This is a genomic window from Massilia sp. BSC265 (genome assembly GCF_000740675.1).
Taxonomy (GTDB): Bacteria; Pseudomonadota; Gammaproteobacteria; order Burkholderiales; family Burkholderiaceae_D; genus Telluria.
Window position 1 is genome coordinate 1 of record NZ_JPXI01000012.1, and the last position, 12,841, is coordinate 12,841.

Annotated in this window: 8 protein-coding genes, 2 tRNA genes and 1 pseudogene; 7 read left to right on the forward strand and 4 right to left on the reverse strand. The window is 64.3% G+C overall.

Annotated elements, in window-relative coordinates; all coding sequences use genetic code 11:
* Positions 1-30 precede the first annotated feature (30 nt).
* From MA09_RS02135 to MA09_RS02145, 3 genes are all read left to right on the forward strand, one after another.
* Positions 31-107, forward strand: a tRNA-Arg gene (locus tag MA09_RS02135).
* Positions 108-464: 357 nt separating this feature from the next.
* Positions 465-541 (forward strand) — tRNA-Arg (locus MA09_RS02140).
* A 499-nt stretch (positions 542-1,040) separates the two neighbouring features.
* Positions 1,041-1,586: an FxDxF family PEP-CTERM protein gene (locus tag MA09_RS02145; protein WP_036244933.1), complete on the forward strand. Its 546-nt coding sequence runs from the start codon at positions 1,041-1,043 to the stop codon at positions 1,584-1,586.
* Positions 1,587-1,823: 237 nt separating this feature from the next.
* Here the strand turns inward: MA09_RS02145 and MA09_RS23545 are convergent, their stop codons facing one another.
* The 4 genes from MA09_RS23545 to MA09_RS02165 form a co-directional block, all read right to left on the reverse strand.
* Positions 1,824-3,716 carry an ATP-binding protein gene (locus MA09_RS23545; RefSeq protein WP_051933095.1) on the reverse strand — a complete coding sequence of 631 codons (1,893 nt, stop codon included), beginning with the start codon at positions 3,714-3,716 and terminating at the stop codon, positions 1,824-1,826.
* Positions 3,716-4,297, reverse strand: coding sequence for a YfiR family protein (locus MA09_RS02155; RefSeq protein WP_161783185.1), 582 nt, complete (start codon positions 4,295-4,297; stop codon positions 3,716-3,718). The genes MA09_RS23545 and MA09_RS02155 overlap by 1 nt, the downstream gene beginning before the upstream one ends.
* Before the next feature lie 16 nt (positions 4,298-4,313).
* Positions 4,314-6,188, reverse strand: a complete 1,875-nt coding sequence (locus MA09_RS02160) for a TonB-dependent siderophore receptor (RefSeq protein WP_051933096.1) — start codon at positions 6,186-6,188, stop codon at positions 4,314-4,316.
* 532 nt (positions 6,189-6,720) lie between these two features.
* On the reverse strand, positions 6,721-7,146 hold the full coding sequence (locus MA09_RS02165) for a hypothetical protein (RefSeq protein ID WP_036244935.1): 426 nt from the start codon (positions 7,144-7,146) through the stop codon (positions 6,721-6,723).
* Between the two features lie 469 nt (positions 7,147-7,615).
* On the opposite strand from MA09_RS02165, the gene MA09_RS02170 reads away from it, so the two are divergent.
* The 4 genes and pseudogenes from MA09_RS02170 to MA09_RS02185 form a co-directional block, all read left to right on the forward strand.
* Positions 7,616-8,947 (forward strand): hypothetical protein, encoded by a 1,332-nt coding sequence (locus tag MA09_RS02170; protein WP_152594533.1) that lies wholly within the window; start codon positions 7,616-7,618, stop codon positions 8,945-8,947.
* A gap of 4 nt (positions 8,948-8,951) precedes the next feature.
* Positions 8,952-10,280 (forward strand): glycosyltransferase, encoded by a 1,329-nt coding sequence (locus tag MA09_RS02175; protein WP_036244936.1) that lies wholly within the window; start codon positions 8,952-8,954, stop codon positions 10,278-10,280.
* A 1-nt stretch (position 10,281) separates the two neighbouring features.
* Entirely contained in the window at positions 10,282-12,441 is a 2,160-nt protein-coding gene (locus tag MA09_RS02180; RefSeq protein WP_152594534.1) for a hypothetical protein, read from the forward strand.
* Positions 12,438-12,841 (forward strand): annotated as a pseudogene (locus tag MA09_RS02185) (hypothetical protein); the annotation flags it as partial. The gene MA09_RS02180 and the pseudogene MA09_RS02185, both read left to right, overlap by 4 nt.

Sequence of the window (12,841 nt, forward strand, 5' to 3'; positions counted from 1 at the left end):
GGCGAACCCTTGCTATAATGCGCGCATCGGGCGGCTGTAGCTCAGCTGGATAGAGTACTTGGCTACGAACCAAGGGGTCGTGGGTTCGATTCCTGCCAGCCGCGCCAGAATATGAGGGACCAGATTGAAGAATCTGGTCCCTTTTTTCGTTGCGGCGCCTCCCCGTGCATTGTGCCGCCAGGCTCATCTTCGAAGCATGGGTCCAGCGCGTCCCGCATCCGATGGCCGGATGCCAAGGGTGCGCACGTGTTGTGCTCGGCTGCACCACGCTTAAGCGCCTTCTAAGATCGCTTTGAGATGATTCATTCCGCAGCATCGCAATCGATCCCCCTCCCCGCGGGTGCCTCCTGTACCGGGTATCCGATCCTCGCAACGGGGCTGGGCGGATCACTTCGGATGGGCTTGGGTTCGACGAATCGGGGGATTTGCCAATTCATCCAATGCTGCTATAATGCATGCCTCGGGCGGCTGTAGCTCAGCTGGATAGAGTACTTGGCTACGAACCAAGGGGTCGTGGGTTCGATTCCTGCCAGCCGCGCCAACTTTTCTTAAATGGCTCAGAAGCGATTCTGGGCCATTTTTCTTTTCCGCCCTTCCCCGATCATTCTTCCGACTTCGGTAAGCGGATTCTCTTGCGAGTACCCCTCCGCGGCAGCGACAGCCCCGGTTCACTGCTGAGGTAACTCAGCAAAAACACCTAAATCTCGCTAACTTCTACGCATCGTTCATTAAACCGGGCTGAATCAGCACGGGCTCGACGCCGGAATGCCCCCTCTCCTTCTGTAGGACTGTGCTGACACATTTTCAGCAACGCGACAAATTTTTTCTACTCATCAACGCTAATTGAACAGCTTCTCCTATGGAGACGACATGAAAAGCATATCCGGTCAGAAATCTTTTGTTTTTTTGGAATGCGTGGCGCGAGTTGAACGTTCAATCACGCTGCCATGTGCTTTTTTTTATCCTTTTGATAGCATGAAGTTCCCCGATACTTGAAACCCAGGCTGCAGGACGCGGCTGATTCTAATGCGAGGAAAGAAATGAAAAAATCTCTGATTGCTGCAATTGTGTTTGCTTCCGCTTCGTTTGGTTCGTCGGCCGTGATGGCCCAGGACGTCGTCGGCAACTCGCCTCAGGCGCTCGAGCTGATCGACAACAGCGCCTTCTTCGGTGACACCTTCGAAGCCGACAACCAAGGCAACACCTTTGCCGACCGCTTCACGTTCACGGTCGATGGTGACATGCCGATGAACCTGGACGCGATCATCTCGTCGATCAGCCGTAGCGCCGACGAGGGCCTGGACATCACCGGCCTGGCCCTGTACGGCGAAGGCGACACCCTGATCACCAACGGCACCTCGCTGATGAGCGGCGCGATGGACGTGTGGTCGATCAGCGCCAACAACCTGGCTGCCGGTAACTACTACCTGCAGGTCAGCGGCAACCTGGTGTCGGATACCGGCGCTTCGTTCGGCGGCGCTGTGATGCTGGCTCCGGTTCCGGAACCGGAAACCTACGGCATGATGCTGGGCGGCCTCGGCATCCTGGGTTTCCTGGCACGTCGCCGCAAAGCCAAGCAGGCTTGATTAGCCAGCTGGTGAAGTAAATCGACGGAAGCGCGCAAGCGCTTCCGTCTTTTTTTCGCCCATCGAATCCGTGCCGGGTACGCTGCTTCGGCATCGCCGGCAAGGCGCTGCAAGCGGTACGCACCCTGCCAACCGTGCCGTGCCGATGCAGCCGGTTCCACCTCGAACGACGCGGCAGCATCCGGCGTCCGATAACGCTCGGGTCGGGCCAGTCCCTTCGCCACAGCCCCCCCGCGCTCAGGTGCGCAGCTTCTTGATGATGCTGCGGTTCCCCAGGATTTCCTCGATCTGCTCGAAGCGCACCGGCTTGACCATGTGGTGGTCGAAGCCCGCCTCGAAGGCCAGCTGGCGGTCCTTCTCCTGGCCCCAGCCGGTCACTGCGATCAGCACCGTCATCGAGCCGCAGGCCAGCCTGCGGATCCCGCGCGCAAGGTCGTAGCCCGACATGTGCGGCAGGCCGATGTCGAGGAATGCGTAGTCAGGGCAGAAACGGGCCGCTGCCGCCAGCGCATCCGGGCCGTTGTGGGTGATGACCACGCTGTGGCCCATGGCCGTGAGCAGCGCGCCGATGCTGTTGACGAAGTCGACGTTGTCGTCGGCCAGCAGGATGCGGTAGGACTCGGTGCTGATGAAGGCGGCCGGCGTCGGCTTGGCGATCGGTTCCGGGTCCACCACGATCGGCAGGCGCACCACGAAGCGGCTGCCGTGGCCCAGTCCTTCGGATTTGGCCTCGATGGTGCCGCCATGCAGCTCCACCAGCTTGCGCGCCAGCGACAAGCCGACACCCAGGCCCGCCACGCTGCGCTCGAGCGTCGAATCGACCTGCACGAACATGTCGAACACGGTGTCGAGCATGTCCGGCGCGATGCCGATGCCGGTATCGGCCACTTCCACGACCAGGGTGCGGTCCTCGACGCCTGCCTTGAGCGTGACGCGTCCGCCGCGGTTGGTGTACTTCGCGGCGTTGTTGAGGAGGTTGGACAACACCTGGGCCAGGCGCGTCGCGTCGCCGTGCAGGAAGACCGGGCGGTCGGGCAGGTCGATCACCAGTTCGTGGCCGTGCAGTTCTATATAGGAGCGCACCACTTCGAGGGCGTCGTTGACCACCGCCTTCAGCTCGACGCGTCCCATCTTGATGGTGAACTTGCCGGTATTGATGCGCGAGACGTCCAGCAGGTCGTCGACCAGGCGCACCATCTGGCGCAGCTGGCGTTCCATGATGTCGGTGGCGCGCTGGGTCGCCTGGGCGTCGCCGCTGCGGATGCGCAGGATGTCCAGGCCGGTGCGGATCGGCGCCAGCGGATTGCGCAATTCGTGCGCCAGGGTCGCCAGGAATTCGTCTTTCCTGCGGTCGGCCACGATCAGGGCCTGCTCGGCGCGCTCGCGCACCGTCATCTCGTGCTCGAGCGTGCGGTTGGCCGCCTGCAGCGCGTCCGAGCGGCGCCCGATCTCGGCCAGCATGTCGTTGAAGGCTTCCACCAGCACCCCGATCTCGCCCTTCTCCTTGCCGGGCACGCGCAGCGAAAAGTCGCGGCGCAGCATCACCTGGCGCGCCACGTTGGTCACCGCCTGCAGCGGACGGGTGATCGAGGCCTGCAGGCGCGAGGCCACCAGGGCCGCGATCACGAGCGCGGCCAGCATCACGCCGCCGAGGATGGCGCCGTAGCTGAGCACACGGTCGAGCAGCCCGAAGCGGGAGCGCAGGTAAACAGTGCCAAGCGGCTCGCCGTTCTCGACGATCGGGCGGAACACCTCCAGCTCGCCGCGCTCCATGCGATGGCCGGCCGCTTCCGGACGCGCCGGGAACGACGTATCCATTCCCGCCTTGGCATAGGTGGCGAAGCGCTGCCCGCTATTGGTATAGATGGCGGCGGCCACGATCTGCGGCCGTACCCGCAGCACCGCAAGGCTGCGCGCGGCGCTAGCGCTGTCGTTGAACGAGACCGCCGGGGCGGCGACGTCGGCGACGATGTCGGCCTGGGTACTCAGGTCGTCGATCCAGACCCGCTGGAAGGTACGCGCGTCGACGACGATCATGGCGATGGCGGCGCTCAGGAGCGCGACGATCGTGGTCGCCACCGCCATCAGGATAAGTTTACTGCGGACCGAGCCGGTATCGTGCATACCCATCACGATCCTCCCTTCTGTACCCGGTTCGCCACGGTCAGCAGGCGCGAACTGAGCTTCACGTTCTTCTTTTCGGCGGCATCCAGCGACACATCGAAGCGCACGCGCTCGTCGATGATGCGGAAATTGATGACGCTGCCGTAACGCAGCCCGCCGTCGCATTCGGTCACGGTGAGGAAGGCACCGGGGGCGGCGCGCAGCACGCGTCCGGCCCGCTCGGCATCGCTGCCCGCCACGAACAGCAGGTGCACCGGAGGCGGCGCTTCGTGCATGCCGACCTGCCGCACCGCGATCGGGCGCCCGGCGACCGCGCGGCCGGTGGCGATGCGCGCCAGTTCGGCGGCCATGTCGTCCGAGCCGACCACGGCGATCGTCAGCGGCCCGCCCGGGTCGGCGAAGGCGTGTGCCGGGAATTCGGCATAGCCGAGGAACTTATACAGGAAAGCCGCCTTGACGCGGCGCTCGAGCGCCTGGGCGCCGCCCGTATCTGCCAGCGCGCGCGGGCCTGCAGCCGCCAGGAACAGCGGCAATGCAAGCGCCCGGCAGGCCAGGCGTCGCGTTCGGTCAGGGAGCTTGATCTTCATTCTTGTCATGGGGCCTTCAGAAACGCAGCGTTGCGCCGGCGAACACGTGCCGTTCAGCCAGTTGACGCAGGCCCGCCGTCCCGAACTCGGGGTGGTGGGCGTGGAGCAGGTTACGGCCGGTGAGGGCCAGTTCGACGCCTGGGCGTGGCTGCCACGCAATCCGGACGTCGAGTTCATGATAGCCCGGCGCGGCCGGCTGCGGCAGCCGCGCGACGCGCCGCAGCAGCAGGTCGGCGCTCACGCCAGTGCCGAGATCGTGGGACGAACGCAGTTGCCAGTAGCTGCGCGGGTCGTTGGTTGCCAGCCCGGCACGCGCCGCGGCATCGGTGCTGCCCGCCAGCACGCCGGTGACGATATCCTGCAACACGGCGCCTGCCGACAGGCGCCAGCCGCGCATGGCCTGCCAGTTGGCCCAGGCTTCCAGCCCTCGCGTCCGCCCATGGCCCTGGTTGCGGACGACCGCCCCGCCCGCACGCGGCTCCAGGGTGCGGAGGCGGTCATAATCGGTGTAGAACAGGGTGACGGCATACGACAGGGACGTGGCCGGCTGGGCGCGGTAGCCCAGCTCGAACACCCGGGCAACTTCCGATTGCATGTCGGGACCGCCGGCCACCAGGTAGCGCTGCCCGTTCGATGCGGGATCGACCAGCCGCAGGTCGCGGTCGATCCGGGCCGGTGCGCGCACCGTACGCGAGGCCGCCGCCCACAGCACGGCGCCGGGGCCGTGGTCCCAGGCGAGGCGCAGGCTGGGCAACAGCTCGGTGCCGGTGTAATCATTGTGCTCCAGGCGCAGCCCGGCTGTCGCGCGCAGCGCCGGCGTGACGGCGAATTCGTCCTGCGCGAACAGGTTGGTCCAGCGCAGGGTGCGATGGGTCGGCGCGAACTGCAGGATGGGACCATTCTCGAAGCCGTCGCGTCCATGACGGTAGCCGCCGCCCCAAGTCAGCACATGACGCCCTGCCACCCGTGTCGCATACTGGGCCTCGAGGTCGACGGTATCGAGCTCGTGCTGGCCGACACCGAGCTGCTCGCGCCGCTGCTGCTCGGCCCAGGCCTGCAGTCGCAGGGTGGCGCCGCCGCCCAGCCGGGCATCGAAGCGCGCCACCAGGTTGGCGCCGGAAAAATCGGTGCGCGGCTCGCGCGACGCCCGCAGCGCGCCGGCATGCAGGTCGCCGCTCACGCAAAGGCTCCGGCCGGCGCCCTCCCAGTCGAGGCGGAAGCCGGCCTGGCGCCTGCCTGCGCCGCCGCCCTCCCCTGTCGGGGTATCGCCGGGCGCTGCGCCGGTTTCGTCGCGCTTGCCGTACACGCGTACGGAGGCGCCGTTGGCGAGCCGCTTGCCGTAGCGCAGTACGGCGCCGGCATAGTGCTCGCCCGCGTGGATCTGCGCCAGTCCACCCTGGGTATCGGCGGCGCTGCGCGTGATGATATTGATGATGCCGTTGACGGCGTTGGTGCCCCAGATGGTGCCGCCGGGGCCGCTGATCACCTCGATGCGCTCGACGTCGGCCAGCACCACGTCCAGGGCTTCCCAGTAGACGCCGGAAAACAGCGGCGAATAGACGCTGCGGCCATCGACCAGTACCAGCAGCTTGTTCGCCAGCGGCGAGGAGAAGCCGCGCGCGCTGATCGCGTACTCCTGGGCGCCGGTGAAGGCTACCTGCAGGTTCGGCGCCAGGCGCAGGGCCTCCGGGACCGTGGTCGCGCCTATACGTGCGATGTCGGCAGCACTAATGACGTACACCGAGGCCGGCGCGCTGCTCAGCCGCTCCTGCTGGCGCGATACCGAGGTGACCACGATATCGGCAAGCTGTTCGAGCGAGTAGTCTTCCAGCGCAAGCGCCCCCCCAGGCTGGACGGCCGCATGCCCGCCGCCTGCGTGCAGCGTCAACATTGCCGCACAAACGCAGGCTAGCTGGGAAGGTTTTAACATAGTTGCCATCGTAGAACATTTTCACCCGTGCACCAAGCGTGCAAGCTTCCTGTCGGCCCGGCGTCGCGGCGGCGCCACGGCGTGGTTGACAAAACTGGCTCATCAATATTCTTGATGGCGGTCATTTGAAATATAAATTGGACTAATTTGTGGCAATGCAGCATCATGCTTCCTGTCTCCTCTATTCTCCTCCAAGGAAATAGATTCAGCCCGCTTCCCTGAAGCGGGCTTTTTTTTGTCTGTCATCATGACGTGTCGACGCCACCGCTTTCTTTCCTGGCAAAGGACGACCTGCTGGCAGAAGAACGTGTCTGGGGCCGTTCATGTGCAGAACGTGCATGCCGACCGCCGCCGCTTCGGGCAATGGCGGCGGGTTTCCATCGCGTGGCTTCGGGCTGCCTGCCCGACACCAGACCGTGACAACGCCTTTTTTCGGCCTCGGCTAGCCACCGCTTCCGTACTTGGACAAGGAGATGCGCCAGGCTCGATCGCATCAGCGATCAGCCGGGCTCCTTACAGGGGGAAAGTGCGCCAGTAGGGAGATGACCAAGTCTTCCAATACCTGTCGTGAAGGTTCATCCAGGCGATGAACGTCATCCAGCAGACGCTGGTCACGCGATGCGAGGGCGACGCAAACCGTCTGCACCTGTCCGGTCGACAGGCCGGTTTCGCCGAAGCGCAGCCATTGCGCACTGACGTCGAGCCAGTTCGCCAGCAGGAGCAATTTGTCCTGGGTGGGAATCGCTGCGCCCAACAGCCATTTCCTGACTGCGAAAATGGTCACCCGCGTACCTGGGCGAAGCCGGTTGAACGCCGCCAGCACCTGCGAAGCACCGGTTGGACGCCCCGCCGCGGCCAGCGCTGCGACGAGGCGCGCGCCGAATTCCCTTTTCTCCACCGCTGCCATCGCCCTAGCCATTCGCCCTCCTCCGCCGCGACGGCGACGTCCGGCCAATGTGCTGCGTCTACCTGCGCCTCATGCCTGGCCCGCGATTCCTGCGCACCAGGGATCGCGTGCAGGCATTCGAGAATGAATGCAATGCAGCAGGCGAGTGCGCGAATAGCCGCCCGCCAAGAACGATGGACTTCCTAAAGCATCATATGCCGATACCGCCAAAACACAACGGAATAAAGAAGCGGATATCCAATAGGTAGTAATTGTCGCCTACTATTATCCCCTCTAATAGCGAGAAACTTTCTCATTGCTCGGCTCGGTAGCCCGAGACAATACCCGAGCCTTACTGATGAGTCGTTTTTCGGGAAATACCTTTACTGCCGTGTAAATACTTCGACGAATTGCGTTTTAGGCAGCCTATAATTAGCTACCGGACGCCTCACCCCGGCCAGCAATTCCAATAAAATTTTTCAGAACGAATGGGAGGCAAACCGTGCTCGCAATTTTTTCGGACGACCAAGGCGCACCGCAGGACGGATGCATCCATTTCGACTCATGGGATAAGCTGAAACAATCCGCCACGAATCCGGATGCCGTCTGGATTTCCAAATCCTGGCGTGGCGATATTGACGCCCTTGGAAAAGAAATGCGTTCTTCCGACTTATGGTACCGCCAGCTCTATTCTGAGCTCCCCCATTCGTCGCCGCTTATTGACGGGAATTGCACGCTGCACGACGCGCTACGAAAAGCACATCAGCTCAATTTTGCCATCAGGCAAATACCGGACGCCGCGAGGCAGTTTTCCGATATCGAGAAACTGCTGTTCTTCATGGCGATCCGGCAGGGATGCGAGCTTACCCCCCAGTTCGACCGTGCCAGCAAGTCGCGCTACGTCTATCCAATGGTGCAGACCTTGAGCCCGGAACTCGACTCGCCCGCGATCCTCGCACGCTACGTCGCCGGCGGCCTACTCAAGCCATCGCGCCTGGTCGACCGCATTCGCCTGTGCCGCCAGTGCGGCGGCGCCCATCTGTCCTATGTCGAGGTCTGCCCCTCCTGCGACAGCATCGCGATCAAGCACGCGCCCTCGCTGCATTGTTTTGCATGTGGACATGTCGCACGCAAGGCGAATTTCCAGGTCGGCGGCAGCCTTGCCTGCCCAAAATGCGAAGCCCGGCTGCGGCATATCGGGGTGGACTATGACCTTCCCCTGGCTCAATACATCTGCGGGCATTGCAACGAAGCGTCCATGGAAGCGCCGGTCGTGGGCCGCTGCTATGACTGCGGCAACGTCGACAGCCCGGAGCTGCTCGACGTCACGGAAGTGTATTCGCTGACGCTCGGGGAACAGGGCATGGAATCGATCCGGCAAGGCCATCTGTCGACAGTGTCGGATGGAGACGGGGCCCGTGACGTCATGCCCGGACGTTTCCGCGAATTGCTCGGCTGGTCCTCGAATACGCAGCGGCGCTACCAGTCCTTCGAGTTCGGTGTGGTCCTGATCGAATTCGGCAATACCGGCGAACTGCTGGACCATTATGGATCGCACCGGGTGAGCCTGATGCTTGCCGAGTTCGGCGAGCGCCTGCGGCACGTGATCCGGGATTGCGACATATCCAGCAGCGATTCGCTCGAAAGGATCTGGGTCCTGCTGCCCTCGACCGCTCCGGAACCGACCGCGGCGCGCCTCGGTCATCTCGTGGGCGTGATGGAGGGTGCGACGGGGCCGACGCCGGAGGTCAGGATCAGGACCTTCCATTCCCCGCGCGACATGGGCGAACACGACGATTCGCGCACAATCATGCGCAAGATGCTCGCATCCTGACACCATGCTATACACCGCGTTCATCAGCTTCCTGACCGTGATGCAGGGGGTCTTTGCGTCGACCTGGTTCGAGACCCTGTGGCGTTTCATTCCCTTCGCGATCTTCCTCGAGTTGCCGCTATTCCTCACGGTGATGTTCGGCATCGTCCGCTATGCCATCGTCCAGAACGCCGCCCCCGCGCACGTGCCCCGCCGTTTCCCGAAGGTGTCCTGTGTGATCACCTGTTATTCGGAAGGCCTGGACGTGCAGCGCACCATCGCCTCGCTCGTCACCCAGAACTATCCGGGCGACATCGAAATCATTCCGGTCATCGATGGCTCCCGCCAGAACCTGGATACCTGGTCCGCTGCGCGCGAGTGCCAGGAAATGGCCGACCGGACTCCGCAGAGACGGCTGATCGTCCTGCCGAAGTGGCAGCGTGGCGGACGGGTGTCGTCGCTCAATTCCGGAGCCATGATCGCTACCGGCGAGATCATCATGGCGCTCGATGGCGACACCTCATTCGACAATGACATGGTGTACCGTGCGGCGGCGCATTTCCTCGATCCCGGCGTGATTGCCGTATCCGGAGACCTGCGTGTGCGCAATGCAGCCGCATCCCTGATCACCCGCCTGCAGGCGGTCGAATATCTGGTGTCGATCAGCGGGGGGAAAACCGGGCTGGCCGAATTCGGCATCATCAATAATATTTCCGGCGCCTTCGGGATATTCAGGGCCGGCATATTGCGCCATGTCCTCGGATGGGATGCGGGAACCGCCGAAGACCTGGACATGACGCAGCGCCTGAAACAACTTTGCAGCCAGCATCGAGGGCTGCGCATCGTCTTCGATCCCCGCGTTATCGGCCATACCGATGCGCCGCCCACCTTTGCCGAGTTTTTCTGGCAGCGCGTCAGGTGGGATGGCGATTTGTTTTATATTTATTTCAGAAAATACGGGAAGAACCTGCGTCCCGCGCTGCTGGGGTGGCCCAATTTCTTCTCGCATCTGGTGGGCGGCGTTTTATTCCAGCTGGTCATGCCATTCATGATCATCATTTACATGGGCGTCCTGTTATGGCGCTACGACACCGGGATCATTCTCGGCATCCTGGCCTTCGTCTACCTGGTTTATTTCCTTTTCCTGACGATCCTGTTCACTGCCTTCTGGCTGCTCGTTTCCGAGCGGCCCAAATCCGACGCCCTGTATTTCCTCTTTCTCCCGATTTATCCATTGTATGGCCTAGTCTCACGTTTCGTTGCAGCGATCGGGATATTAAACGAGATCGTGAATCGCGGGCACCTGGATTCGGCAATGGCGCCGTGGTGGGTTTTACGAAAGACCAAATTCTAAAATGCTGCGACCATTTCCCTTGCTGATTTCGTGCTGCCTTTTCTGCACGGTCGCGACCGCGACCGCTACGACGCTTGCCGAGCTGGAGGCACGTGTCGGCCATTCCAACAGAATGCGGCTGGCCGAGGCTGAGCTCGATGCCGCGCAGGCGCGCGCCGCGGCTGCGCCGGATGACGGGATCCGCCTGTTCGGCTCCGCTTCCCTGGCGCACGGACGCGACGCAACGCGGCCCGAGCGGTACAGGATCGACAATGTGTTGCCCGAGGGGGCTGGATCGAGCCGCGAGCAGGTGCTGACTGCGCTTCCCGCGTCCCGCCAGCGTGTCGTCGGCCAGGTGGGCATCCGGCTTCCCCTGTTCGGAAGCCGTGCGGCCGTGCATGAGGCCGGCAAACAGGCCGGCAGCGCTGCAAGCGCCCAGCGCCACCGGCACAAGACGGCGGAGCTGGAAGTGTTGAAGGCGCTGCGCTACGCCTATGCCGAAGCGTATTACGCGAATATGGACCTGGCGCGGGCGCGCGACTATGCGGCGCGCGGGGCGGACAGCCGCCGCAGCCTGGATGCGCGCCGCGCCCGCCGCCTGATGCTGGCGGACGAGCACAGCCGTCTGCTGTCCACCTTCGCCGAAGCCGGCGACGATATGGCCGAAGCCGCAGCAGTAGCGAGCTCCGCCGTGACAACGATCAAGCTGATCACCGGCCTGGACGTCGATGCCGCAGCGCTTGATGCACCGGTCTTTCCGGTGCAATGCCTGTCCGCCGGGCGCCTGCGCGCGGCGCTCGACGCCCATCCCGATATTGCCTATCACCGCGCCGTGGCCACCGAGCGGCGGCGCGCATTGCCCGCCTCGGGAACCGATGGTGTCGAAGGTGGACTCAGCCTGTCGCAGTCCGCGCTGAGGGAGACCGGCGGCCGCAGCGGATACAGCAGCGCCATCGCAATCGACATCAGCATTCCGCTCGAACTGAAACGCTTGCGCTCCGCGCGCCGCGCGTTGGCTGCTGCCGAGCTTCGGCAAGCCGAACTGGCGCTCGAAGGCCGCCGCAATGACTACCTGGGTGGCGTCGAGAATGCCTTGCGTACGGCGGGCATCGCACGCCAGCGTCTCGCCACCCTGTTGCAGCGCGAGGCGGCCGAGGCCGAAGGGGTCCGGATTGCCGAGGTGCGGCTCGCGCGCGCCCGACAGGAGGGACCGGAAACACTGATCCAGAAGCACTACGCCTACTATGCTGCGGCACGCGCCGCCGGTCGGACCAGGCTGGCGCTGGCCCAGCGCGAGGCCGACCTGCTCGGTTTTGGACAGGATTGCGGGGCCACCGCAGCCTCGGCACCAGGAGCGGCCGGCGCCGCAAGTGCAGCGCGCGCGCTGCGGCCGGCGTCGGGCCCGGGCCCGGACGACGGCCATGGCGCAGCCGGATCGACGAAGCCGGGCTGGTATGCGTGGTACCTGTACGACCGCATTGCGGCGGCCGCACCGGAAAGCGTGCTGGCGGGGCTACCGCCGGCGCGACGCATCCTGCTCTCCCTCACCCGCGCCGACATCGAACGCATCTCGTCCCCAGGCCCGGGCCGGCAGCGACTGCGCGCGTTCATCGACGCGGCGGGCGCGGCCGGGATCGGTGTGGAGTTGTTGCTCGGGGACCCCAGCTGGGCGCTGCAAGAACGCCATGCCGACCTGCTGGCGCTGCTGGAACGCATCGGTGACCTGCCCTTTACCGGGCTGCACCTCGATATCGAGCGCTCCCAGCTGCCCACCGCGCAGCAGTCACGCTGGGAGGCCGGGATTGCCGCGCTGACGCGTCAGGTCAGCGGCGCCAGCCGCTTGCCGCTGGCGCTCTCGCTTCATCCCAGGGATGCCAGCGACAGCCTGCTGCGTATCCTGGCGGCGAACGGGGTGGACGAGGTCACCGTCATGTACTACAGCACCCGCGTGCCCGGTGTCGCTGCCTTCATGGCGCGCGTGATGCAGGCCCATCCCCGGCTCGGCATCAGCCTGGCGCAGTCGGTAGAACGGGAGCTGCCGGACGCCGAAAGCTATGGCCGGATGAGGCCGGACCGGGCGCTCACGGCCATGCGCGAAGTCGGCAAGGCCTTGGAGGGCGAACCCAACTTCCGCGGTGTCCTTGTGCAGTCCCTCGACCAATTTTTGGAAAGCCAGCCATGAAAATCAACTTCAAGCAGCCACCGACGGCATTCGAGACGAACGGACTTGCGGTCCACTATGCCCCCAGCAAGCGGAACCTGCCGACCTGGCGCTGGCGCGTCCTGATCGTGCTGGTGCTGGCGCCCCTGCTGCTGTTTCTGGCGCGCGTCGTGTACGACGCGGTCTTCGCCAGCATGCCGGGTTTCGTCGCGATCGACCATAGCCTGGTGAAGACACCGCTGGCCGGAAGGCTGGTCCACAGTGTCGCCCAAGGCGATGCCGTAAGGGCCGGCGACACCGTCGCGCAGCTTCGCAACGAACTGCTCGAATCGCAGCGCGACGCGCTGCGGGCTTCGCTGGCGGCGGCGCGGCGGCGCATGCAGGCGCAGACCGCTGCCGGCGCGCCGCCGGCAGCGCCGCC

What these genes read in the sequence shown, in the direction of transcription:
- MA09_RS02145 (WP_036244933.1), top strand. Translation starts at nt 1,041, where the DNA reads ATGAAAAAATCTCTGATTGCTGCAATTGTGTTTGCTTCCGCTTCGTTT.
- MA09_RS23545 (WP_051933095.1), bottom strand. Translation starts at nt 3,716, where the DNA reads ATGGGTATGCACGATACCGGCTCGGTCCGCAGTAAACTTATCCTGATG.
- MA09_RS02155 (WP_161783185.1), bottom strand. Translation starts at nt 4,297, where the DNA reads ATGAAGATCAAGCTCCCTGACCGAACGCGACGCCTGGCCTGCCGGGCG.
- MA09_RS02160 (WP_051933096.1), bottom strand. Translation starts at nt 6,188, where the DNA reads ATGTTGACGCTGCACGCAGGCGGCGGGCATGCGGCCGTCCAGCCTGGG.
- MA09_RS02165 (WP_036244935.1), bottom strand. Translation starts at nt 7,146, where the DNA reads ATGGCTAGGGCGATGGCAGCGGTGGAGAAAAGGGAATTCGGCGCGCGC.
- MA09_RS02175 (WP_036244936.1), top strand. Translation starts at nt 8,952, where the DNA reads ATGCTATACACCGCGTTCATCAGCTTCCTGACCGTGATGCAGGGGGTC.
- MA09_RS02180 (WP_152594534.1), top strand. Translation starts at nt 10,282, where the DNA reads ATGCTGCGACCATTTCCCTTGCTGATTTCGTGCTGCCTTTTCTGCACG.